Source organism: Paenibacillus sp. FSL K6-4396 (assembly GCF_038002525.1).
In the GTDB taxonomy this organism is placed as follows: Bacteria; Bacillota; Bacilli; order Paenibacillales; family Paenibacillaceae; genus Paenibacillus; species Paenibacillus amylolyticus_B.
In genome coordinates this window covers 4,276,880-4,302,460 of sequence record NZ_JBBOCR010000001.1, presented here as the reverse complement: position 1 = coordinate 4,302,460, position 25,581 = coordinate 4,276,880, and the positions used below count along the sequence as shown (strand labels likewise).

The window sequence follows — 25,581 nt, the reverse complement described above, 5'->3', positions numbered from 1 at the left end:
GTAAACTTGTACTGATTTTACATGAGCTAGAGCGTAAAGCCAATCCTGTATTACGGATTTCAAAAAAATATGGGACTTGTCTTATCTTGACTTCTTCCTGACACATTCAATTGATATGATTCACTCCAAGAAGCAACCTAAACAATCATGTACTGGAGGAAACATAGAGATGAACAAGAAAGCAAAAGCATGGCTTATTACAGGTGTAGCGGCGGTTGCCGTAATTGGTGGCGGTGGTTACTATATCGCAAATAGCTACTTGGGGAACAACGTGGAGATTGAGCAGGTGCTTCCTGCGAGCACAGCGACATCCACAACAGCTGTAGATAGCACAGGAACGCCTGTAGCCAATGAAACTGCAGGAGCAGAGCAACTGAACGGAGACTGGAGCATCAGCGAAGGTTCCAAAGTATATTTCTCCGTAACCACATCACAGGAGACCGTTAACTTTGTGGACGAGCAGGTAACAGGCAATTGGACAATTAATGTAGACGATGCTGCTCAGATGAAGGCAGAAGGACAGATCAAGATGGATGGAATTGATTCCGGGAATGGACAGCGTGATGGTCACGTGAAGCAAGCCGATTTCTTCGACGTTGCTACATATCCACAAGCTACATTTACAGCGACTTCATTTGAAGGGGTACCTGCGGAATGGCCTGTCGGTCAAACGGTTGATATCAAAATGAATGGTACCATTACGGTTAAAGGTATTGAAAAAGAAGTAACTTTTGACGCAAAAGCTGCTTATGAGAATAATGTAGTATTGTTGTCGGCAACATCCATGGTAACGTTCGAAGATTTCGGAATGGAAAATCCGCATTCGGTGGTGCTCTCGACTGAAAATGATATCCAGGTACAACTTGAATTGAAACTTACTAAATAAGTGTAACAATGATCATATACCTGAAAATCTGTTCTGTTCTGCCTTAGGGTGGACGGACAGATTTTTTGCTTTCTTTTGCAAAATAGTGTGATTGATATTGTTCAATTGTAACTGTCACAGGATCATATTGTTAAAATAACTGCTGTTTCCTTTGGATTATGCCGTGTTACCCATCACTATTAAGCGCTTACAATGAGGAGGGTTCATAACATTCATTGATCCATGCACAATCAAACACAAAAAGGGGGAGATCAAGAGTGACCAAAAGGTACATAAGCGGGTGTCTGGTATTACTGATGCTGTTCTGTGATCTGGGGCTGATGGTTCGTCCAGCGGCTGCAGAAGATGCAAAAGTGAACGTGGCACTTAACAAGGCGGTTACGGTAAGTGAGCAAGATCTATTGTATGAGGGACAAAAAGAAAAGGCGGTGGATGGTGATGTGAATACTCACTGGAGTGCGAGCTCACCTTCTACTGAAAGCAATCCTCATTGGTTGACCATAGACCTAGGTGCGCCATATGAGCTTTCCGGAGCGGAGTTGACTTGGAAGGACAAAGACCAAGTTGTAAAATATTTGATTGAAGTATCTGATGATGGTAACAACTGGTCGACTGTTGTGGACCAAACGACTAACGATATAAAACAGACTGTCGCCAGTGAAGAATTCCAGACCCGTACATCTGTCCAGTATGTGAAGGTTACGATTCCGTACTATGCGGGAGCAACTTGGTGGCCGGGGATATCCGAGCTTAAAGTCTGGGGAAAAGAGGAAAAAATTGATCCAGCAACCATTACCGGATACGATGCTGTTCAGGTCAATACAGTAGCTGGGGTTGCACCTGTTCTGCCAACAAAAGTGACAGCGAAGTATCTGAACGCCAAATCTGGTTCGGTTCCAGTGGAATGGGAAAGTATCGACCCTTCAGAGTACGCACATGCGGGCAGCTTTACCGTGACGGGTGCAGTATATGGAGCCCCTCTTCAACCGGAGGCGACTGTATCAGTTGGAGGATACCGGACGGATTACGTAAGAGGAGTGGATATTTCCACATTAACTGCCATTGAGGCTAATGGAGGGAAGTATCTGGATAGTAATGGCACAGAAAGGGACTTGCTCGATATACTGAAGGATCGCGGTGTCAATTATGTACGTCTTCGTCTATGGAATGATCCACAGAAATCAGGGGGCTACAACGATAAGAAAGATGTAATTGAGTTAGCCGCACGGGTGAAAGCAAAAGGCATGAAAGTGCTGCTTGATTTCCATTATTCTGACGAATGGGCTCATCCAGGACAGCAGCTTCGTCCAAAGGCATGGGAAGGTCTGTCATTTGATGAGTTGAAACAGGCCGTATACGACTATACATTTGAAGTTGTGAGAGACATGAAAGCAGAGGACGCCATGCCTGATATGGTGCAGATCGGTAATGAGATCAACAGTGGTGTTCTGAACGGCTTGAGCAGCGACGTGGATTTTAAGCAAAATGTTGCATTGCTGAAAAGCGGAATTGATGCTGTACGTGCAGTAGAAGGAGAGATCACCAATAACGCTGATAAGGTTCAAATCATGATTCATCTCGCAGAAGGCGGCAAGGCGGATACGTTCGACTGGTATTTCAGTGAGCTGGAGAAAGGCGAACTGAAGTACGATATCATCGGACTTTCCTATTATCCGTTCTGGCATGGAACATTTGCCGATGTGCAGAACACCATGAATAAAGTATCTGACAAATTCAAAAAAGACGTGATTATTGCCGAGACTTCGTATCCATTTTCATATAAAAACGGGGATGCACACAGTAATATCATTGGATCGGATGAAGCGCTTCATGTTGGGGGAGCAACATTCCCTGCAACGGTACAGGGGCAATATGATGCTATTGCTGGCATTATGGATATGATTGCTGACGTGCCGGAAAACCGCGGAGCAGGCTTCTTCTATTGGGAGCCCGCATGGATTGCCGCCAATGTAGGCTGGATTGATTCCGAGGGAGATGCATGGGAAAATCATGCCATGTTCGACTATGATGAATTTCCTGAGAATGGTGGATACTCCTACGAAGGACGTGCCTTGCCATCACTGGATGTGTACAAACGTGGATTGAGTCTTCTGCCCGCAGACCGCCAGCAACTGGATGCGGCACTTACACGAGCCAAATCATTGGTACAGACTGATTTTACTCCGGAAAGCTGGGTGACTCTGGCTCCGGCGATCTCGGCAGCGAATGATGTATACCAACAGGCATACACGCCGGGCGGGGTGACTCAAGCGGATACAGATGCAGCGACAACAGCGCTGGAACGTGTAATGCAGCAGATGCAGGTTATCCCTCCGCAGCTTGACGAGCTTCGAGCCAAATTAATGGATGCGCGTACGTATCAGCAGGCTGACTGGTCTGCGGCCACTTGGGCGGTGTTGACCAAAGCGCTGGAAGGCGCTGAGCAGGTCTTGGATGATCCAAGAGCAACACAGACGGATGCGAATACAGCAGTCAAACGTTTGCATGATGCCATTGAAGGCCTATCCAATGTGGACAAAACACAACTGCACCAGTACATTCAACAAATGCAGCAGCAGAATGAATCTTCCTATACACGCCGGAGCTGGTCTGTATTGCAACAATCTTTGAAGGTAGCGATTCAGGTCCGAGATAACCAAGCTGTTGTCCAGTCTGAAGTGAATTCAGCACTGAGTACGTTGAAACAAGCCTTTACTGATCTGATCTCTCTGGAGGCTTTAACAACGGGCAAAACGGCAAAGGCTTCAAGTAGTGCAGGGACAGGAGGTAATCAAGCCAACTCTCCTGAAGGTGCAATTGACAACAATCCGAACACTTCATGGGGAACAGACCAGAGTAAGGATAGCTGGTGGCAAGTGGATTTGGGGCAAGTCGCGAACCTGCGCAAGATCGAGATGTCCATGTGGAGTGGTGGCATCAAATATACGATCGAAGTGTCCAATGATAACCAAAATTTTGTGAAAGTAGTGGACACCACAAGTGATGTTGTTGTATCGACCGCACCTAGCCATGTACTTCCAGAAGGCACGGAGGGACGTTACATTCGCGTAACGATTAAAACAGGTCCCACATGGGTAGGATTCATGGAATTTGAAGCATACGGTACGTTCCCGGCGGACAAAACTGCACTGCAAACTACTGTAGATACCGCTGAGAAATTAAAACAAACCGAATACACGACATCAACCTGGAATGTATTCAGTAAGGCACTTTCTGAAGCGAAGGCATTCATTCTGGATGTTGAATCTTCAACGCAAGATGTAAGCAATGCAGATCGTGCGTTACAAGATGCTGTGAGTAAGCTTGTACGTCAAGATGGTACACCTAGCCCTGGCCAGCCATCAGAACCAAGTGTACCATCACAGCCTTCAAACCCGGGAACAGCTCCTTCAACGGGGAATCCGGCTGTAACACCACCGGTTGGATCAGGTACTGTACCAGAGAAGGGTTCGATCACGGTAAAAGGAACGACATCCGGGGAGGACAAGTATTCTATTCGTCCGGATGCATCCCAATTAACCCAGGCAATGCAATCCATGGATGCAGGAAATCGTATCTTGAAGCTGATTGCAGATGTGCCTGACACAGCCAAGAAAGTCACATTCCAATTGGCTGCAAGTCAACTGGGGGCATGGATTCGTTCCGAGGAAGTGAAATCCCTGGATGTGGTTGTAGGACAGACTACCGTTCGTGTTCCTCTGAGATCACTCCCGCTAACCATTGCGGAGACTAAGGGAACGTTCGACATCGTAGTGGCAACAGGATCGACAGATGCACTGACCACATCACAAAAAGCAGCGATTGGTGATCATGCAATTGTTGATGTGAATTTGTTAATGAACAATAAGCCATTGCAATGGACAAACAGAGCGGTTGAGATTGCTCTATCCAATGTGGAGCAACCTAAAAAGAATGATGTAGTGATGGTTGTGCATTCCATATCTCCAACTGGGGAAATGAAACCTGTTACGTACTCCAAGTACGATGACAAGACCAAAACGATGGCGTTCAAACCGCTGGAATCCGGCAGTTATGTCATTACAGAAGTTGAGGTGCCATTACATGATCTGCAAAATCACAACTGGGCTCTCCAAGAAGTGCAGAACCTCTACGGTAAGGGAATTATTGCGGGGATGAGCGCAACTCGTTTCGCCCCACAAGGTGAACTGACCAGAGCACAATTTTTGCAAATGATAATTAAAGGTATTGGTGATACACGCCAGCCGGATCCATCTATTTCAACACCAACGGATGTGAAGGAAGGGCAGTGGTATGCCGATTCAGTAAGACTTGGAATTGAGATGAACATTATTCAAGGCCGAGCGGATGGAAGCTTCGGGGCCAACGAACGGATTTCACGAGAAGATATGGCCGTTATGCTGAATAGAGCTCTTCAAGTTGTGCAACGTGAGGATGCAACCCATTCTGTACCAGAAAATATGGTGTTTGTAGACAACGATGAGATCGCGCCATACGCCAAAGAGGCTGTAGCCTCGATGCAACAACTTGGACTGCTGAATGGCATGCCTGATGGTACGTTTGCTCCGAAAGAAACAGCGAACCGTGCACAGGGAGCTGTTGCAGTCGCCAGGCTGATGGAACAACTGTATTAGAAAATAACAATGCAGGGAAGGAGATCGAATCAACTGATTCGATCTCTTTATTTTTTCGAAAAAATGGGGTTCAGAATTCATCCCTTTCTCTACATAGGCATATGAATCATTTGTTAATGTCGTATTGACAATATCGAATTCATTTGTTATCATTTCGATAATATCAAAACGACAATATTAAGAAATGGGGAATGAGCCATGTTTGGATTTCGATTTGCAAAGTTTCAACCCAGTGAATATGTAATGAAAGTGAAAAATGGAGAGGTAAAACGTCAGGGTGTTGGATTGTCCTTCTATTATTATGAGCCCACCACATCGGTAGTGGTGCTACCCGTGTCCTCGGTGGATGTACCTTTTATGTTTGAAGAGATTACGGCGGACTATCAGACCGTTACTGTGCAGGGACAGCTAAGTTATCGCATTGTAGATTATTTGAAAATAACACAGAGCCTGAATTACACATACAATTTGCGCAAGAATCGGTATATTTCAGACGACCCCGGCAAACTGGACCAACGGGTAATCACCACAGCGAAAGTACTAACCAAGAAATATCTGGAGAAAATGCCGTTGAAGGAGGCCATTCAATCCAGTGAACGGCTGGCAAGCAGCATGAAACGCGAAGTTGTGCAAAGTGAAGAGTTGGAGAAACTGGGCGTTGAGCTGATGAGTCTATCCATCCTGGCCATTCTGCCCAATAAAGAGACGATGCGTGCATTGGAAGCACAAGCGAGGGAAGAGATTTTACGTCAAGCAGATGAAGCGCTGTATGTGCGTCGCAATGCATCGATTGAACAGGAGAGACGAGTGAAGGAGAACGAACTGAACACCGAAATTGCCGTGGAGACAAAGAAACAGCAAATTCGTGAGACCCAATTGCAGGCAGAACGCTCGGTGAAACAGAAACAAAACGAGATGGAGCAGGAGCAGCTTCAGTTCAATACAGGGATGGAGGAACGCAAGCAGCAACTGATTGAATTGACCATTGCCAATCACAATGCCGAGGCAGATGCCAAAGCGTACGAGATTGCTGCCGTGATGAACTCATTGCAAAATGTACAACCAAATGTACTGCAAGCAATGGCGAATATGGGCATGAATTCTGATAAGCTGATCGCACTAGCATTCCAGGAACTGGCCGAAAATGCAGGCAAGATCGGACAGCTTAATATCTCGCCGGATCTGTTGCAGGGATTGATGTCTTCCGCGCCGGGCAGAGATCAGGGAGGTAGAGGGCGATGAGATTAGGAAGAAGAGAGGCAGAGCAAGCAGGGAAATCAGTACGTCATCAGGCTACGCCGGACGATCGAATGAGCGAATACAAGCTCATTCTCGTTAAGCGTCGGACCCGACTGGAAGAGTTGGTGGTTCGATATAACACGGTGCAGCAAGCTCAGTTTTATATTGAACGTCTGGGCGCAGACTTCAGTGATTATATGGAGGAAGACCGTCGTTATCGGTTATCTGTGCAGCAGGCACAGCAGCAACTGGGTCAATTGGGCCGTGTACAGACCGTTGATCGGGAACATGTGCCTAATTTTATCTTTGGAGAGCAGGATATCGTGGTCGTGGTTGGACAGGATGGGCTTGTAGCCAATACCCTCAAATACGTAACCGAGCAGCCGCTAATAGGTGTGAACCCGGACCCGATGCGGTGGGATGGCGTGTTATTACCTTTTACCGTGGAAGATCTGAGCTTCATTGTTCCTGATGTCATTCGAAAGCAACGAACATTGAAAGAAGTCACTCTCGCCAAAGTGGAACTGAATGATGGACAGTATTTATATGGTGTGAATGATCTGTTCATTGGTCGGAAGACGCATGTATCGGCACGTTATGAAGTGCGTTTGGGTTCATCCGCAGAACAACAATCTTCCAGTGGCATCATTGTATCCACAGGCATGGGATCGACAGGCTGGTTCAAAAGTGTGCTGGCCGGAGCCACCGGAATTGTAGGGTCCGCTGCTTGGCAGAACATGAATTCTGAAGATGAGGTTGCTGTTGCATCCTCATCCATTCATGGAAGCAGGCAGGAGCTGAATCATTTTAACTGGGATGCGCCTTACTTATATTTTTCAGTACGTGAACCTTTTCCGAGCCGAACGACAGCTGCCAATCTGGTGTTTGGACAGATCCATTCGAAGCAACCACTGCACATTGTATCCCAGATGCCAGAGGATGGTGTTATTTTCAGCGATGGGGTCGAGCAGGACTTTCTTGAGTTTAATTCAGGAGTGGAAGCTATCATTGGTTTGGCAGAGAAGAGAGGGCGTCTCGTGGTCTAAAGCTTTATTTTCAAGCCGTTTCCGACTAGAATGGGTAACTAGATGTGATACACTGACGTCAGGAAACGGAAAGAGGGTTAACGATGCAGTCGATATTGTTGGTTGAAGATGATGCCAAGCTAGCAGGATTGCTCGCGGCTTATCTGACCCGAAATGGATTCCAGGTACAGGTCACAGAAGATTTTCGTCATGTATTGGAAGAATTCGTGAAGATGGAACCGGATCTTGTGCTGATGGATGTGAATTTGCCTCAATATGATGGGTACTACTGGTGCAGGCAGATACGTACACATTCCATATGTCCCATTCTATTCATATCCGCTCGGGATAGTGGCATGGATCAGATTATGGCATTGGAACATGGAGCGGATGATTATATTACAAAACCCTTTCAATATGAAGTCGTTCTTGCCAAAGTCCGCAGTCAGCTACGCAGAGCCTATGGTTCTTACGCTGCTGTTCAGCAGGAAGTAACAGTTACGAATGGTCCCATGATCCTCTATCCTGAGCGATTTGTACTGGAATATGATCAACGTTCAATAGAGCTGACACAGAAGGAAGCGATACTGGTGGAAGCACTAATGGCAAAGGCAGGCCGAGTTGTCAGCCGAGAAAAATTGTTAGAACAAATGTGGGAAGATCAGCATTTTATCGATGATAATACGTTGAATGTCTATATTACCCGTGTTCGCCGGAAGTTGAAGGAGCTGGGTGCAGAAGAGATTTTGGAGACGGTTCGCGGAGCTGGTTATCGTGTGTTGGATCTGCTTTCATCTGCACAGGGAAAAGGGAAATGAGACTTTTCCTGAAAGACCACCAGATGTTAGTTGGATTTTATGTGTTACAGATGCTGCTGGTTCCGTGTGTCTACTGGCTCTCTGGTGAGGGCCGTCCGATGAAGATTGTCCTTTATGGCATGCTGATCAGTACTGTTGTACTGTTGGTCTATCTGATCATACGTTACCTCCAGCTGCGAGCGTATTATCGTCTGCTTGAACAACCACGTAAACTGGTAAACGAGCCTTTCCAAACGCTTGGAAATTCGGTCGTGGCGGAAGCCATCCAGGAATTGTTACATGAACTGGAGCGTAATCGGCAGAACGAGATGGGTCAATTGCGTACTAGCAAAGATCAGCAGGTGGTATTCATGAATCGCTGGGTTCATCAGATGAAGACGCCCTTGTCCATCATCCAACTGACCTTGGAAGATGTGGAAGATGAGACGGCTGGCAGTATTCAGGATGAGCTGGATAAAATGCGCAAAGGACTTGAGATGGTCTTGCATTCATCACGGCTTGAACAGTTCGAAGGGGATTTTCGTGTAGAGCTGCTGTCTCTGCATGAGGTGCTTCGGAGTAGCATTGCAGAGAACCGGCGTTTGTTTATTCGCAGAGGCATTACGCCGGATATCCGGATGGAGGGCGACCTTCAGATATACAGTGATTCCAAGTGGCTACGGTTCATGTTCACCCAGATTTTGACCAATGCCGTGAACTATTCCGATAGCAAATCAGGCAAAAAAGTGATCATTACCGGCTATAAACAGGAAGAGCGTACAATCCTGGACATTCAGGATGAGGGAATCGGGATCTCGTCCGAGGATATTCATCGTGTGTTCAATCCCTATTTTACAGGTGAACGTGGCAGGCAATACCACGAATCCACAGGGATGGGGTTATATCTGGTTCGTGAGATCAGTGCACGTCTGGATAACCGGGTAGAGTTGTTTTCGGAGCTGAATAAGGGAACGTTGGTCAGATTTAGCTGGCTTCATTCGAAATATCCGCAATAAAGAGCGCTTTGCCCACAGCCATGGGTGAGGTGTTTTTTTTATAGATACAACAAGTTATGGAGGCAGGGGAACAGAACCTTAAACGTACTGTAAGGGAAGTTTAAGGTAATTCGATAGCACCGTTAGGGGAGGTCAGTTAGGATAAGAATAGAATTAACGTATAAAGAATGATGGATTAGGAGGGAATTATGTATGGAAATGTTACAAGTATCAGGACTGAACAAAGTATATCAGGGCAAAGTGCAGACTCAAGCCCTTAGTGATATTCATCTGACAATCAAACAAGGTGAGTTTGTGGGTATTATGGGCCCGTCCGGCAGTGGCAAAACCACATTGTTAAACATGGTCTCTACCATTGATGAACCCAGCTCAGGCAAGGTGCTGATTAATGGCATGAACCCGTTTGATATGAAAAAGAAAGAACTTGCCATGTTCCGGCGTCGGGAACTCGGGTTTGTCTTTCAGGATTTCAATCTGTTGGACACGCTGACGGTTGCCGAGAATATTGTACTTCCATTGACACTGGACAAGGTCAAACTGAAGGAGATGGAGAGTAGACTACATCGTATTACAGCCAAGCTTGGGATTGATCATATTCTGGATAAACGAGTGTACGAAATCTCGGGTGGACAGCGACAGCGCACAGCCATTGCGAGATCCATGATCAATATGCCTTCGATTGTATTGGCGGATGAACCCACTGGTGCATTGGATTCCACTTCATCTCAGGCTGTCATGGAGTCGCTTGAACAGATTAATCAGCAGGAGAAAACGACCATTATGCTGGTGACACACGATCCCCTTGCTGCAAGTTATTGCAATCGAATCGTATTCATCAAGGACGGGAAACTGGCAGCGGAGGTACACCGCGGAGATAATCGGCAGACGTTCTTCCAGCGGATCATTGATACTTTATCCTTCTGGGGAGGGAATTCACATGAGCTTTCCTCAGTTCGCGTTTAATAACATTCGCCGCAATGGGCGAGCGTATATTGCTTTTTTTCTTAGCAGTGTGTTTATGGTCATGATATTTTTCGCTTATGCAGTATTTATCTATCATCCATATGTGGCAGAGTTGCCAATGGGTGACACTACCGCTACGGGGATGCAGATCGCTTCGATTATCGTGTATGTGTTTGCATTTTTCTTTGTTATGTATTCCATCAGTGCTTTTCTCAAATCACGGAACAAGGAGTTTGGCATTCTGACCATACTTGGTGCGGAGCCTGGACAGATTCGGAAATTGGTCATATTGGAAAATATGTTGATCGGCTGTCTGTCCATTATTGCCGGTATCGGCGGAGGCATGTTGTTGTCCAAGCTGTTCCTGATGTTAACCACTCGTTTTATCGGGATGGATGATCTGTCCTTTTATTTTCCGGTGAAAGCGATTCTGATTACGATCGGGGCCTTTCTGTTATTATTTTTCTGCATTTCACTTTTCACATTGGTATTTATCGGAAACAAACGGACGTTAGAACTTTTGACGGGGACCAGCAAACCTAAAAAAGAACCCAAAGCTTCGTGGTTCTTCTCACTTCTGGGCCTGACATTACTTACAATCGGATTTGTAGCACTCCGCAGTAAATTGAGTGGCGGTACGATCTTGCTCGCAGCAGTGACAGGCATCGCAGGGACGTATTTTTTCTACTCACAACTTTCCGTGCTCATTATACGGGTATTGAAGCGTAATCGTAAAACGGTATGGCATGGTACTCGTCTGTTATGGATCTCAGAGATGAGTTACAAAATGAAGGATAATGCTCGGATGCTCTTTATGGTGACGGTAGTGATTGCGATTGCTTCGATGAGTGCAGTTGTGATTTTGTCACTGGATCAGGAGAACCGGGAGCAGTTTACAAACAATGATTTTCCAATTCAATACAATGTTTTCAGACCAGCAGAGCAATTGGATATGAGCGCTATTGATTCGATGCTTGAAGCTGCAGGCTTGGATTATCAACAGATATATCTGGAATATTTCTGGTCCGCTGCAGATCAGAGTGCTGTCTCGGTTATGCCGCTTAGTCACTACAACCAATACAATCTGACACAAGGGAAAAAGATGTTCCAATTGGATGCCGGATCTGCCTTATTTGTGGATACCCGCAATGAGAAGGATCAGGGTCAGATCGAGCGCAACAGATTTCGTAATTATGCGAAGGGAGACAAGTTGACGTTGAGTCTGAATGCGAGCCCACTGGAAGCCCGGGTTACGGATACAGATATCGATCCACAGTTTGGAACCCTACTCTATGCTACAGGTGTAGTTGTCCTACCGGATGAGAAGTATGAAGAGATTGCCCAACAGATCAAAGAGAATATGATATCTGCTAAATATCTGTATCAGATTCCTGCATGGGGTCATGCTGTACCTGACCGCCACTCCTCGGAAGCCATGGTTAGCGATCAGCTTCTATTCTCCGCGGATTCCATTCGGAGTAGCAACGCTTCAACGGATAACCACTCTGGATATCTGAGTACGCGGTACGGTGATTTTGAAAGATTCAGACAGGGGACAGCACTATTTACCTTCTTGGGCATATTTATCGGATTAATCTTCTCGATCTCTTCCGCAAGCTTTCTGTATTTCAGACTGCATACCGATCTTGAAGCGGATGGAAAGATGGTGCATTCTCTTTCGAAAATGGGTCTCAGTTTCCAGGAGATGAAACGATCATCCACCGTTCAGATTGCCATTCTGTTCTTTTTACCGATCGGAGTAGCTATCATTGAAACTTTGGTCGTGGTTAAGCCATTTCTTACTGAATTCGGTATTACCAATTATACGATGCCGCTGTTGACTGTATTTGGTGCCTTTGTACTTGCACAGACGTTTTATTTCTTTGTTATTCGTTCCAGATATATATCTTCTCTGCGCAAAATGATGGTGTAACCATCTTAGAAACAAACGGTCATAAGGACCGACCATGATCTGTTCATTGCCTGCATTCCTTGATTCAGATCAAGGAAATGCGGGTTTTCTTGCGATAAGATGAATGTATTCACAGATTATATTATCGAGGAGGAAGATTAATCATGAGTATTACGTCATTGCAAGAAGTCAAAACATTCAGCGAGGACCGTTTCACAAAACGGATTTTATTCCAACAGGGTGATGGAGTGACCTTTGTACTTCATTTTCTGCCAGGTCAGCAGCTTCCCGTTCATAAACATCCGGGCACAGACGTTATTTTGCTGGTTGTCGAAGGCACAGGCACTCTTATTTTGGATGGAAAGGAACAAGAGGTGAAACAAGAGGATGTGATCCATTGTGGCGGTGAGGTGGAGTTCGCATTCCATAATACAGGAGATCAGGAGGTTCGTTTGTTCGTGGTATTAAATAAAGTTCCAGCAGCATCGTATGCAAAGGACATCTAAGATCTAATATCAAGGAATTGATAGAATGATTCACTGATCGGCACTAATATAAGGGAAACTCTATTCTGGAGTTTCCTTATTTATTTTTTATTCAAGAATACATTGACCAAGTGTGGCTTCCTTCGAAAAACAAAAAGCATACCTGGGTCTGAGAACATCAGATTTAAGTACGCTTTTTCGTATTCCGGCAGTAATTTGTTCATGCATCCGGTCTATAGTCATTGTGCCTAGAAGTACCCCAGCATTACTTTGGCTTCATTTGACATCAGCTGTGGAGACCACTGTGGCTCCCACACGACTTGAACATCAATATCAGTCTTATTTGTATTTTCCTGCAAAACCCATTTCACCGCACCAACAATTGTATCGTGCAGCGGGCAACCTGGTGTAGTCAGCGTCATCCGTACATGTACCCGTTCAGGCTCTTCCCTTACTTCATACACCAGACCCAAGTCAACGATATTGACACCTAATTCAGGGTCATATACTTCCTTGAGACATTCCAGCAAATGCGTGGTTTGTTCCATCATGTTCACTCTCCAGTCCATTTTATTAACATTAACGTCTGAATACCAAAGCAATATTTGTTATATAAACGATGGAGACAAGAGACAAAATCGTCCCTCCAACCATCATGACCTCTGCCAGATTAATCAGAATTCCACTGACAAGCAAAAGGCTTCCAGCGACCATGGCGAGCATACCCCAATTGACATACCGTTCACTTAGCATACCTGCCATCAGCGGTGTTCCGGGTCTGCCTGCCTGCTTGCCATATTTGTGGGTCCACCATAGAAAGGGCACGATTTTGGAGGCATAACCAAGTATGGTGAGAGACACCCAGCCCCCGAGATATACCCATCCAGACAGCAGAACAACACGTGGATGGAGCAGCAGTTCAGTCCCTTGCGAGGAATAGATCAGTAGGGCAACAGCATATACAGCCAACGCACGGCTTACATACACAGACCAGCGGATGCCCGGACCTGGGTTACTTTTGTGCCGTTTCTCCTGAATTTGCTCCAAGTGATACACATAGAAGAGAAGGGCTGCGGTTAGAAGTAGGAGCGCGAGCCAGAGCAGACTTCCCTTAATACCTGTCAGAAATGCGACAACACCTGTAACTACAGCTGCATTCCACAGAACCAGGACCACTTTTTGCAGTCGAATGGAAAAATCGTGGGATAAGTAGAACATGGGAAGCATTTTGTAACTGAAGCCGGTAATTAACATGCCAAACCAGCCAAGTGTTCCCATCCAGATATGTGCGCCGAATAAGCGTTCATGCAGACTATTCCAATCACCAAAGGCAAAATTCAGACCCATTAGCATACCGGACAGCCCGGTAAGAACCAGATAAAGACAGGAACAAGCTGCGCTGATCGTTACCGGATTCCACTGTGAGGCCCGGAAGAGAGTAACGGCCATATTCCATCCGAACAACAGAATGCCAGAAAGCGCGAGTGTAGCAGAAACGGCAATCCAGATGACATCTGCATGAATGAAGCCGTATAAGATACCCACGATTCCAATACTGAACAAGAAATAATGACAATAACCGAGAAACAGACTGTAGATATTGGATTGCAAAATAACATGTATCAACTGATAAACGGCACCCATAGCCAGCATGGTTGCCCACCCGAGCACAAACAGATGGGCATGAAACCAGCCTTCGGGTCCTCTGAGTTCATCACCAAGCCAGCCTGTCAGCGAGAGCAGGGAGAATGCGTGATACATTACAAATCCAAAGATGCCCGTGATGATAAAAAGAAACGGCAACCTGGACATGGCTTTCGCCTCCTTACCCTTTTTCAATTCTCACTTTGGCTGTACCATCCGCCTGATCTGCAACTGTGTAGAGACAACCCAGATTGTTAAGTTCCTCAATCAAGAATACAGGCACACGGTCATTATGAATCAACACGACATCCCCGGGCTTGCAACGCTCCAGTGCCGCAAGCGTTCGCATCATCGGCTGAGGTGGTTCTAATCCCCGGTTATCAAGTACGACGGTTGGAGCCTGAGAAGATGGATTGAACTCAGCTTCCACAATAATTTCTTCTGGACGGCCCTCGCAGGAAAATGAGGTATCACCTGAAACCGAATCCAGTTCAGTCTTTGGGGGCGTACCGGATAAAACCGCTGCAGATATGGTATCTGCACTGGTTTTATTTTTTTTGTGCACAAATGTGGTGACCCAGTGATCTGAACTCTTGCGTTCTGATGAATTGGAGTACCCTTTCATTTTGAGAATACCGAGCAGAGGCGTTGGTTTGAATGGAGCGTGTAGTACAAATACATCTTCATGTTGAAGGCCTTTGACCGTGTCCATGATCAACTGAAACGGCTCCAGCTTTTTACTCAGATGAGAACGCACATCCAATTCAACAATATGGACTTCAGATGGAGACATGTGCGTTCACATCCAATCCTGCACCAGCTACATCCGCCTGCTGTACCAACTGTAGAGATGATTCATACAGGGCGACCATACCACCATACAGAGCATAGAAGAATGACTCCGGCGCATCGAGGGAGAAGGACAGATATGCTTTGGGATCCATTCCGAGCACACGCTCAAAAAGTCTCGCACTATCATAGGCGTAAAAACAGAAATGAGTATATTCGAACACAGGCATTTTTTCATAAATGGTAATGATCTCTTGTGCATATTCCACTTGCTCACGCTGTGCCATTTGAATCATGGTTGTGGCATCTTCCAGCCGCAGCGTGATGCGAAGTGTAGTGTCATCAATAATATCAACGTGCGCCATAGCGCTTCAGCTCCAATCTATAATTTGCTGATTTTGACCTGGAACGTTGTAGGCCCCTGTTCAATGTACTCCCAGTTGAAGCCGTCAGGATGTGTGGATTGGAACTGGAATCGTAGCGGTTTTGGATCGTGATCATTAATAAGCAGCATGGATTCCTGCGGTTGCAGCTGATCAAACGTTTCGAAAATAACTTTATGTTTCAAATGCGGTGGATACTCCGTGGCATTAATAGTTGCTGCATATGTGTTCATGTGTCATTCCTCCAAATAGGGATAGTGTGGTGTTGCAATTTGATTATAGAAAATGTGAAGAGGGGTCTTTGTGAGCCTGCTCACACATTTCCTTTTGCCATAATTTTGCCTTATTTGGACCACAATCCTGTTTGGAAAAGGGTTACGGAGCATATATAGATGTGCACTTGTGCGCTATGTTTCACTTCTTGTGATATTTTGCACAGTTGAGCGAACGAGACATCCTTATATTTAGCGTCAAGATGACACTCGATGAGAGGAAGTATGTTCCCTCCTTCGGCTGATGTGAAGACAGCACCCTAGAGAAGGGAGGTACGTGTATGGAATCGAAATTAATGGACCCATTTGGAAGAATACATGATTACTTAAGAATTTCGGTTACGGATCGCTGTAATCTCCGCTGTGTGTATTGTATGCCGGAGGAAGGAATGCAGTTTGAACCGACAGAACGAATCCTGTCCTATGAAGAAATCACGTCCATCGTTAAGGCGCTTGCTCCATTAGGCATTAGGAAATTGCGTTTAACTGGAGGGGAGCCTCTTGTTCGCAAGGGTCTGGATCAACTGATTGCCATGTTGTCCGCCATTCCAGGAATTGAAGATATCGCATTGACAACCAATGGCATCTATTTGGCAGCCTATGCGGATCTGCTGAAGGCTGCGGGGCTAACACGGGTGAACATAAGCCTGGATTCTTTGAAGCCAGAACGATTCGCAAGCATTACCCGGGGCGGCAAGGTGCAGCGTGTGCTGGATGGCATTAAAGCCAGTCAAAAGGCTGGATTTCATCCGATCAAGCTGAACGTGGTGCTGATGAAAGGCGTGAACGACGATGAAGTGGAAGACTTTCTGAGGATGACCCGGGATGAACCCATTCATATTCGTTTTATCGAGTACATGCCTATAGGTGACAGTGGTGATGGCTGGAGATCAGGATATCTACCACTCGAACATGTGCTGGAAACATGCGGAGCATCATGGAACTACGAAAGCTGTGGTGAAGTTTACGGCAATGGTCCCGCAGATAGTTACCGCATAAAGGGAGCTACTGGAACCTTTGGTCTGATCCATCCGGTCAGCAGTCATTTCTGCGGAAATTGCAATCGACTCAGGCTGACGGCAGACGGAAATATCAAACCTTGTCTCTACTGGTCGGATGAGTTCAATGTTCGTCCACTCGTAGGTGATGACAAGGCGGTTCAGGGCTTATTTTACAAGGCACTCGGAGCCAAACCCGAAACCCATGACATGGTAAAAGCCTTAAACGGGCAACAGATCGACGGCACGCCAACGTTGCGACATATGTCGCAAATCGGAGGTTAGCAACCGCAGTTCAAGATTCAGACTTGCATTAACAGGTCACATTTGTGGGAGGACAACAATGAGTAACAAAAGCATGCCCTGGATGGGCAAACTCAAATATTTTGCCAAACGTGAAAAAAGTGCGGAGGGCTGGAGTGAAATGTCCCCGGTTAATCGAGACTGGGAAGATGTCTATCGCCGCCGCTGGCAGCATGACAAAGTGGTACGTTCCACACACGGAGTCAATTGTACTGGATCATGCAGCTGGCAGATCTATGTAAAGGATGGCATTGTGACCTGGGAAACGCAGGCAACCGACTATCCTTCAACTGGACCGGATATGCCGGAATTTGAACCACGGGGATGCCCGCGTGGAGCGAGCTTTTCATGGTATTTGTACAGTCCACTGCGTGTCAAACATCCCTACGTACGTGGTGCGCTGCTGGATATGTGGCGTGATGCACTTCAGACACATGGTGACCCGGTCCAAGCGTGGTCCAGCATTGCGGATGATCCTGCAAAAGTAAAAAGATATAAATCCGTACGTGGTAAAGGTGGATTGGTTCGTGCGTCTTGGGGAGAAGTTACACAGATTATTGCAGCTTCTTTGATTCATACGATCAAAGAATACGGACCCGACCGAATTATTGGTTTCTCACCGATTCCTGCCATGTCGATGGTCAGTTATGCAGCAGGATCACGGTTCTTATCCTTGATGGGATCACCTTTGCTCAGTTTCTATGACTGGTATGCGGATCTGCCACCGGCTTCACCTCAGATCTGGGGTGATCAAACGGACGTACCGGAGAGCAGTGACTGGTACAACTCGGGATACATTCTGGTATGGGGCTCGAATCTGCCAATGACACGGACACCGGATGCCCACTTCCTGGCTGAAGCACGTTATCGGGGAACAAAAGTGGTATCCATCAGCCCGGACTATGCGGAGTATGTGAAATTCGCAGATACGTGGATGTCGGTAAAACAAGGGACGGACGGCGCTCTGGCGATGGCTATGGGCCATGTCATTCTAAAAGAGTTTTACATTGAAAAACCTACGGACTATTTCATGCAATATGCCAAACAGTATACTGATTTTCCAAATCTGCTGATTGTAGAAGAAAAAGATGGCGTACACACAGCAGGCAGATTTCTCGTTGGGGAAGATTTGGGCATCACAGGCAATAATATGGCTTGGAAAACGCTTGTATATGATGAAAACAGTGGAACCTATGCCATGCCAAAAGGAAGTTTGGGCTTCCGTTGGGGCGAAGAAGGCACATGGAATCTCAAAATGGAACACGTAGAGAACGGTGAGCCGATTGATCCAAGATTATCCTTGCTCGGTGTTCACCACGACCTCGTCACCATTCAACTGCCCTACTTTGATGACGAAGGTAAACATATCATGCAACGTCAGATTCCTGTACGTCGAATATGGCTTGAGGATCGATGGATTATGGTCACAGCCGTATATGATCTTGTGCTTGCGAAGTACGGAGTCGAACGAGAAATGACTCGCTCTGCGGATTCAACAGAAGTTGTCACTAATGGAGAACAGTTGAGTGTACGTATTAACCGTGGAGACGACATCTTGCATGAACCGCAGGAAAAACCGTTTACCCCTGCATGGCAAGAGAAAATTACCGGTGTAGATCAAGAAACGGTTACGCAGATTGCCCGTGAGTTTGCACAGAATGCCATCGATACCCAAGGTCGGTCCATGATCATCATGGGAGCCGGTATTAATCACTGGTACAACTCCGACGTTATCTATCGCGCAATAATTAACCTAATTCTGATGACTGGCTGTCAGGGTGTGAATGGTGGAGGCTGGGCCCATTATGTCGGTCAAGAAAAATTGCGTCCGGCTGAAGGCTGGCAAACGATTGCTTTTGCTCGTGACTGGACCGGACCTGCACGACTGCAGAACGGAACATCCTTCTTCTACTTTGCAACAGATCAATGGAGATACGAGGAGACCCAAGTCGAAGAGTTGACTTCGGCGCTTGAAGGTGAACCCCGGTTCCAGCATGTAGCCGATTATAATGTGATGGCTGCTCGTATGGGCTGGCTTCCATCCTATCCACAATTCAATCGCAACTCGATTGATCTGCATCAGGATGCATTGCAGGCCGGAGCAACGACGAAGGAAGAGATTGGTGCTTATGTTGCTTCCGAGTTACAGAACAAAAATCTGAAGTTCTCGATCGAGCAACCGGATGATCCGGCGAACTTCCCACGTGTGCTATTTGTCTGGAGAGCAAATCTGATCTCAAGTTCTGGCAAAGGACATGAGTATTTCCTCAAGCATCTACTCGGTGCTACGAACGGATTGTTGAACGATGACGATCATGGATTGCGCCCAGAACATGTGGAGTGGGTGGATGAGGCACCGGAAGGCAAGCTTGATCTGATGATCAATATGGATTTCCGTATGGCAGGAACAGCGATGTATTCCGATATTGTGCTGCCAGCAGCGACCTGGTATGAGAAAAGCGACCTGAGCAGTACGGATATGCATCCGTTCGTTCATCCATTCAATCCGGCGGTAGCCGCGCAGTGGGAATCCCGTTCCGACTGGGATACCTTCAAGGAAATCGCACGTGTATTCTCCGAGATGGCTGCGCAGCAATTCGATGGGCCGCAGAAGGAGATCATTGCTACACCGCTCTTGCATGATTCACCGGATGAGCTTGCTCAACCGTACGGAGAGATCAAAGACTGGAGTGCGGGAGAATGTGAAGCAATCCCGGGTAAAACGATGCCACATATTCAGGTCGTGGAACGTGACTATGCTGCCGTATATAACAAAATGATCAGTCTAGGACCTGTGGTGAAGGATAAACCAATCGGTACCAAAGGCATATCCTGGTCTGCTAGTGAAGAGTATGAAAAACTCAAGGGTATTCTGGGCGTGCACCGTAAAGATGGCGTTGGACAAGGATGTCCGGATCTGAGCACCGACCGCAATGTTGCGGAGGCCATTCTGACCTTGTCCAGTACAACGAATGGCAAGATGGCCGTACGTGCGTGGGAAGCGCTGGAACAGAAAACGGCATTACATCTGAAAGATTTGGCTGAGGAACGGTCTGAGGAATGTTTTACATTTGACGAGATCACTTCCAAACCGAAAACGGTCATTACCTCGCCTGCATTCAGCGGATCTGAAAAAGGCGGACGCCGATATTCGCCATTCACCACCAATGTGGAGCGCCTGATTCCATGGCGTACATTGACCGGCAGACAGCAGTTCTATATTGATCATGCGATGCTCCGTGAGTTCGGAGAGACATTAGCGACATTTAAACCTGTGTTGAAGCATACGCCGTTCCATCCGAACAGCAAACGTCCGATCGAAGGTGGCAAAGAAATTGTCCTGAATTACCTGACACCGCATAACAAGTGGTCAATCCACAGTATGTACTATGATGCGCTGCCGATGCTGACGTTGTTCCGAGGTGGCCCAACAATCTGGATGAACTACGAAGATGCAGAAGAAGCCGGACTGGTCGACAACGACTGGATCGAATGTTTCAACCGTAACGGGGTAGTCGTTGCCAGAGCCGTAGTAACACACCGTATTCCTCGCGGCATGGCATTCATGTATCATGCTCAGGACCGTCACATTAACGTTCCGGGTACCAAAATATCACAGACACGTGGGGGTACACATAACAGTCCGACACGTATTCATGTGAAGCCAACACATATGATCGGTGGTTATGCCCAGTTAAGTTATGGCTTCAACTACTATGGCCCGACAGGTAACCAGCGTGACCTCAATGTCATCATAAGAAAACTGCAGGAGGTGGATTGGCTTGAAGATTAAAGCACAAGTCAGTATGGTCATGAATCTGGACAAATGCATAGGGTGCCATACATGTAGTGTAACGTGCAAAAACACCTGGACTAATCGTCCAGGTGCAGAATATATGTACTGGAACAATGTGGAGACCAAGCCAGGGGTCGGTTATCCAAAACAATGGGAGGACCAGGAGCGTTATCGCGGTGGCTGGGAGATGAAGAATGGCAAACTGGAATTGAAGTCCGGCACAAGGGCAAGACGCTTGCTTAACATTTTCCATAATCCGGATCAGCCTACCATTGATGATTATTACGAGCCATGGACATACGAGTATGAGAAACTGACGAACAGTCCGGAGAAAAAACATCAGCCTGTAGCAAGACCGAAATCCCAGATTACGGGTGAATATATGAATCTGGAGTGGGGTCCGAACTGGGAAGACGATCTGGCAGGTGCCCATGTAACGGGGATGGAAGATCCCAATATGAAGGGTGTCGAAGCCTCAATCAAAATGGATTTTGAACAGGTATTTATGATGTACCTGCCACGGATCTGTGAACACTGTCTCAACCCGGCCTGTGTATCCTCCTGTCCTTCCGGAGCGATGTACAAACGGGAAGAAGACGGCATTGTACTGGTCGACCAAAATGCATGCCGCGCATGGAGATTCTGTGTGTCGAGCTGTCCTTACAAAAAAGTCTATTTCAACTGGCAGACAAACAAAGCCGAGAAATGTACTCTTTGTTTCCCACGGATTGAAGCGGGTCTACCAACGATCTGTTCCGAAACCTGTGTGGGACGTATCCGTTATATCGGCCTGATGCTGTATGATGCAGACCGTGTTGAAGCCGCTGCTTCGGTTGAAAATGATCAGGATCTCTATGAATCCCAGATGGATATTTTCCTTGATCCGAATGACCCTGAGGTGATTCGCGAAGCGCGCGAGGCCGGAATTCCAGAGGATTGGATTATTGCAGCGCAACAGTCCCCTATTTATAAAATGGTTATTGACTGGAAAATTGCGCTCCCGCTTCACCCAGAATACCGCACCATGCCAATGGTATGGTACATTCCACCGCTTAGCCCGATTACCAATCGGGTAGAGGGACAGGGAAGTTCGCTGGAGGCCAATGATATTTTCCCGGCGATTGATAACATGCGTATTCCAGTGGAATATTTGGCCAATCTGCTTACGGCAGGAGATACGGATCGAATCCGTGAAGTACTGCGAAAAATGGCAGTTATGCGCATTCACATGCGTAACCAGCAGACGGGCAAGACCAGTGAATCGGAATTACTGGAAAGAGTAGGCATGGATGCTCAGGAAGTGGAGGACATGTACCGACTGCTCGCTATTGCGAAATACAATGACCGTTTTGTCATCCCGCCAGCTCACCGTGAGGAAGTGGAAGATCTCTTCAGCGAACAGGGCAGCTGTGGACTTGATTTTGCAGGGGGGCCAGGTTCTTGCGGAGTATTCTGATGGGAGAGGAGACAACGACAACGATGACGATCGAACTCAATGAAGGAACAGGTCAGGCTCTGGTTTACGATACGAATACAAAAAGAATGGTCTGTAAACTGATCTCCTATCTGTTGCAATATCCCGATACAGTGTGGAGAGAAGGGCTGCAGGGAGTGAAGGAAGCTATACAGTCCATTTCCGATGAGACGGTGAACCAGATCTTGCTGACATTTGTAGATGAAGCACAGGCAGTAAGCTCGATTGAGTGGCAGGATGCCTATGTTCGTACATTCGATTTTGATAAAAAGTGTAACCTCTATCTCACGTATGCTCTTCATGGCGATGAGCGGGATCGGGGCCCGGCTCTGATTGAATTGAAACGCAGATATGAAGCTGCAGGATTTTATATGGAAGTAAGTGAGTTGCCGGATTATCTGCCTATGGTGCTTGAATTTGTGGCTGAGGCTCCTGAGGAAGATGCCTTGGGTGTGCTCTCCAGCTGCTATAAAGCTCTGGTCACGATGACCGAGAGCATTACCGGACAGAACAGCCCATATGGACCATTGCTCAGTCTGATGTTACAGGTCATTCCTGAGCCCCCAGCTCCTGATGTACCCAAACAAGAAGAAGCAGTTAACCAACAACCTGAAGATCTTATGCAGATCGCGGCTCAGATGAGGAGGGGGAATCGGTGAGTACACTGGAACTGTTGTTATGGGGCGCTCTTCCCTATATGGTCATTGTTTTCTGTATTACGGCAACGATCTGGAGATATGTGACGAATCCCTTCAGTTGGACGTCCAAGTCCAGTGAGATGTTGGAGAAACGCATGTTAAAATGGGGCAGCTTACTCTTTCACATCGGAATATTCGCCGTAATCTGTGGACATATTGCCGGTTTGCTTGTTCCGGTAGAGTTCTATCGCTGGATCGGCCTCAGTGATGAAGGATATCACTTGATGGCTATCGCAGGAGGACTGCCTGCGGGGATCATTGCATTTGCAGGTGCAGTCATTCTACTGGTTCGCCGTTATGTTGTTCGTCGGGTGCGGGCAACAAGCAGCATCGGGGACTGGCTGGCCCTTGTCATGTTGATCATTGTCATTGTCACCGGAATACTAGCGACCTCGGCCAATGCGGTAAATCACACAGGTTTCGACTATCGAACAACCATTAATCCATGGTTGCGCGGTCTGATCGTATTCCAGCCTGATCCGGTTCTGATGCAGACGGTACCGCTGAATTTCAAAGTACACATTCTGCTTACCTTTGTACTGTACTGCGTGTTTCCATTTACTCGTCTGGTTCACATGTTAAGTATGCCACTGGGTTATCTGAAACGCAGTTATGTGTTGTATCGCAGAAGAGATGGAGCTGTGTATCCGAATCAGGAACAAAAAAAGGAAAGGGCGATGTAAATGCAACATAAAGGAAAGGTTCAACTGCCCTTGCAAACCGCAAGTCTGGTTCTTGGTTTCATGGTATGGGTTATCCTGTCATCTCTGATGCCATTTATTAAAGAGGATATTGCGCTTACATCTTCCCAGCTTGCATGGGCAACAGCAATTCCCGTATTGATCGGATCGATTGCCCGCATTCCAATTGGTTATTGGACGAATCGATATGGAGCACGTAATATTTTCATGATTAGCTTTGTTCTGTTGCTGGCTCCTGTATGGTGGATTAGCCGTGCGACATCGTTCAGTGATCTGGTGATTGGTGGACTGTTCCTCGGTATTGGGGGAGCTGTCTTCTCCGTCGGTGTAACTTCACTGCCCAAATACTATCCGAAAGAGCGACATGGGTTTGTTAACGGGATCTACGGAATTGGTAACCTGGGGACAGCACTGTCTGCATTTGGAGCCCCGCTGATCGCTGATCGTATGGGGTGGTCTACGACGGTTCTGCTCTACAGTATTTTACTACTAGGAATGGCAGCGCTGAATTTTGCTCTGGGAGACAAAAAGGAAACACGTGTTAATGTTCCGCTTATGCAGCAGCTGAAGGCCATATCACGCAACAATAAACTATGGTTGCTCTGTTTGTTCTATTTTCTGACATTTGGTTCGTTCGTGGCATTTACGGTATATTTGCCAAATTTCTTAGTCAGTCATTTCCAGATGGACAAAGTCGATGCAGGTATTCGTACAGCGGGATTTATTCTCGTTGCTACCATCATGCGACCTATTGGAGGCTGGCTTGGAGATCGATTTAATCCGTTCAAAATATTAATGTTTGTGTTCGGCGGATTAACGATTGCAGCGATTGTATTATCCTTCGCGCCATCATTCTATATCTATACGATTGGATGTCTGACTGTGGCATTATGCGCAGGGACAGGTAACGGAACCATTTTCAAATTAGTGCCAATGTATTTCGTCAAACAACCAGGTGTAGCGAATGGAATGATCTCCGCTATGGGGGGACTGGGTGGATTCTTCCCTCCGTTGATGTTGACTTTGTTGTACAGCATGACGGGTCATTATGCCATTGGTTTCATGGCTTTGTCTCAGATTGCGTTGGTCAGTCTTGTACTTGTGATCTGGATGTTCTACCAGGAGAAGCTTCAGTTATCTGCCAGCATTCTGGAGAGTACCATTGAGGCCATTCTGATCACAGATACGAACAGTGTGATTACATCCGTGAACCCGGCCTTTACTGCGGTCACTGGTTATAGTGCTGAAGAGGCGGTTGGACAGAAGCCAAGTCTGCTGAAATCCGGTAAGCAGGATAAACGTTTCTATGACCAATTATGGCTGGAATTACGTGAAAAAGGATATTGGCAAGGCGAGATCTGGAATCGGAAGAAAAACGGAGAGATCTATCAGGAATGGCTAAGTATTACGGCAATCCGTAATGAGGCAGGCGAAGTCAAATATTATGCAGGCATGTTCAGTGACATGGGCAGGCCAGAGCTCACAATCGCCTGATACATGTATCGGTAATTGTGCATACAGCAAGAGACCTTAACATCGATTGCAGGCGTTAAGGTCTCTTTTTGC

General features: G+C 46.7%; 20 protein-coding genes. 15 read left to right on the top strand and 5 right to left on the bottom strand.

Going from position 1 to position 25,581, the window contains the following annotated elements; translation table 11 throughout:
- Nucleotides 1-169 precede the first annotated feature (169 nt).
- The 9 genes from MHB85_RS18555 to MHB85_RS18515 all read left to right on the top strand — a co-directional run bounded on the left by MHB85_RS18555 (nucleotide 170) and on the right by MHB85_RS18515 (nucleotide 12,978).
- Nucleotides 170-886, top strand: a complete 717-nt coding sequence (locus MHB85_RS18555; RefSeq protein WP_091017905.1) for a YceI family protein — start codon at nucleotides 170-172, stop codon at nucleotides 884-886.
- Between the two features lie 257 nt (nucleotides 887-1,143).
- Complete coding sequence (locus tag MHB85_RS18550) at nucleotides 1,144-5,520, top strand: glycosyl hydrolase 53 family protein (protein WP_341073394.1); 4,377 nt, start codon at nucleotides 1,144-1,146, stop codon at nucleotides 5,518-5,520.
- 198 nt (nucleotides 5,521-5,718) lie between these two features.
- Entirely contained in the window at nucleotides 5,719-6,762 is a 1,044-nt protein-coding gene (locus tag MHB85_RS18545; protein WP_341073393.1) for an SPFH domain-containing protein, read from the top strand.
- 68 nt (nucleotides 6,763-6,830) lie between these two features.
- On the top strand, nucleotides 6,831-7,805 hold the full coding sequence (locus tag MHB85_RS18540; protein WP_341074248.1) for a sugar kinase: 975 nt from the start codon (nucleotides 6,831-6,833) through the stop codon (nucleotides 7,803-7,805).
- A gap of 83 nt (nucleotides 7,806-7,888) precedes the next feature.
- A complete protein-coding gene (locus MHB85_RS18535) occupies nucleotides 7,889-8,602 on the top strand; it encodes a response regulator transcription factor (RefSeq protein ID WP_091017900.1) in 714 nt (237 codons plus the stop codon).
- A 23-nt stretch (nucleotides 8,603-8,625) separates the two neighbouring features.
- Nucleotides 8,626-9,597, top strand: coding sequence for a sensor histidine kinase (locus MHB85_RS18530; RefSeq protein WP_341073392.1), 972 nt, complete (start codon nucleotides 8,626-8,628; stop codon nucleotides 9,595-9,597).
- Between the two features lie 192 nt (nucleotides 9,598-9,789).
- Nucleotides 9,790-10,560 carry an ABC transporter ATP-binding protein gene (locus tag MHB85_RS18525; RefSeq protein ID WP_017687815.1) on the top strand — a complete coding sequence of 257 codons (771 nt, stop codon included), beginning with the start codon at nucleotides 9,790-9,792 and terminating at the stop codon, nucleotides 10,558-10,560.
- Nucleotides 10,535-12,493, top strand: a complete 1,959-nt coding sequence (locus MHB85_RS18520; RefSeq protein ID WP_341073391.1) for an ABC transporter permease — start codon at nucleotides 10,535-10,537, stop codon at nucleotides 12,491-12,493. The genes MHB85_RS18525 and MHB85_RS18520 overlap by 26 nt, the downstream gene beginning before the upstream one ends.
- A gap of 143 nt (nucleotides 12,494-12,636) precedes the next feature.
- Nucleotides 12,637-12,978 (top strand): cupin domain-containing protein, encoded by a 342-nt coding sequence (locus MHB85_RS18515; RefSeq protein ID WP_105599330.1) that lies wholly within the window; start codon nucleotides 12,637-12,639, stop codon nucleotides 12,976-12,978.
- 227 nt (nucleotides 12,979-13,205) lie between these two features.
- Here MHB85_RS18515 and MHB85_RS18510 read toward each other — a convergent pair whose 3' ends face one another.
- Genes MHB85_RS18510 through MHB85_RS18490 form a run of 5 tightly spaced genes read right to left on the bottom strand, consistent with a single transcriptional unit; the run spans nucleotide 13,206 to nucleotide 16,006 of the window.
- On the bottom strand, nucleotides 13,206-13,505 hold the full coding sequence (locus tag MHB85_RS18510) for a metal-sulfur cluster assembly factor (protein ID WP_445739057.1): 300 nt from the start codon (nucleotides 13,503-13,505) through the stop codon (nucleotides 13,206-13,208).
- Between the two features lie 31 nt (nucleotides 13,506-13,536).
- Nucleotides 13,537-14,769 carry a hypothetical protein gene (locus MHB85_RS18505; RefSeq protein ID WP_341073388.1) on the bottom strand — a complete coding sequence of 411 codons (1,233 nt, stop codon included), beginning with the start codon at nucleotides 14,767-14,769 and terminating at the stop codon, nucleotides 13,537-13,539.
- 13 nt (nucleotides 14,770-14,782) lie between these two features.
- Nucleotides 14,783-15,394 carry a DUF2249 domain-containing protein gene (locus MHB85_RS18500; protein WP_105599328.1) on the bottom strand — a complete coding sequence of 204 codons (612 nt, stop codon included), beginning with the start codon at nucleotides 15,392-15,394 and terminating at the stop codon, nucleotides 14,783-14,785.
- A complete protein-coding gene (locus tag MHB85_RS18495; RefSeq protein WP_091017890.1) occupies nucleotides 15,381-15,755 on the bottom strand; it encodes a hypothetical protein in 375 nt (124 codons plus the stop codon). Before MHB85_RS18495 ends, MHB85_RS18500 begins: the two co-directional genes overlap by 14 nt.
- 17 nt (nucleotides 15,756-15,772) lie before the next feature.
- A complete protein-coding gene (locus MHB85_RS18490; protein ID WP_036613358.1) occupies nucleotides 15,773-16,006 on the bottom strand; it encodes a DUF2249 domain-containing protein in 234 nt (77 codons plus the stop codon).
- Nucleotides 16,007-16,326: 320 nt separating this feature from the next.
- Between MHB85_RS18490 and moaA the strand changes: the two genes are divergently transcribed.
- From moaA to MHB85_RS18460, 6 genes are read left to right on the top strand one after another with little or no spacing between them, the layout of a single operon-like run.
- Entirely contained in the window at nucleotides 16,327-17,328 is a 1,002-nt protein-coding gene (gene moaA, locus MHB85_RS18485) for a GTP 3',8-cyclase MoaA (protein ID WP_341073387.1), read from the top strand.
- A gap of 58 nt (nucleotides 17,329-17,386) precedes the next feature.
- Nucleotides 17,387-21,139, top strand: coding sequence for a nitrate reductase subunit alpha (locus tag MHB85_RS18480; protein ID WP_091017885.1), 3,753 nt, complete (start codon nucleotides 17,387-17,389; stop codon nucleotides 21,137-21,139).
- On the top strand, nucleotides 21,129-22,598 hold the full coding sequence (gene narH / locus MHB85_RS18475; RefSeq protein WP_341073386.1) for a nitrate reductase subunit beta: 1,470 nt from the start codon (nucleotides 21,129-21,131) through the stop codon (nucleotides 22,596-22,598). The genes MHB85_RS18480 and narH overlap by 11 nt, the downstream gene beginning before the upstream one ends.
- Nucleotides 22,583-23,275 (top strand): nitrate reductase molybdenum cofactor assembly chaperone, encoded by a 693-nt coding sequence (narJ, locus tag MHB85_RS18470; protein ID WP_341073385.1) that lies wholly within the window; start codon nucleotides 22,583-22,585, stop codon nucleotides 23,273-23,275. Before narH ends, narJ begins: the two co-directional genes overlap by 16 nt.
- A complete protein-coding gene (narI, locus tag MHB85_RS18465; RefSeq protein ID WP_341073384.1) occupies nucleotides 23,272-23,997 on the top strand; it encodes a respiratory nitrate reductase subunit gamma in 726 nt (241 codons plus the stop codon). The genes narJ and narI overlap by 4 nt, the downstream gene beginning before the upstream one ends.
- A complete protein-coding gene (locus MHB85_RS18460; protein WP_341073383.1) occupies nucleotides 23,998-25,509 on the top strand; it encodes a nitrate/nitrite transporter in 1,512 nt (503 codons plus the stop codon). It abuts the gene before it with no gap.
- Nucleotides 25,510-25,581 lie beyond the last annotated feature (72 nt).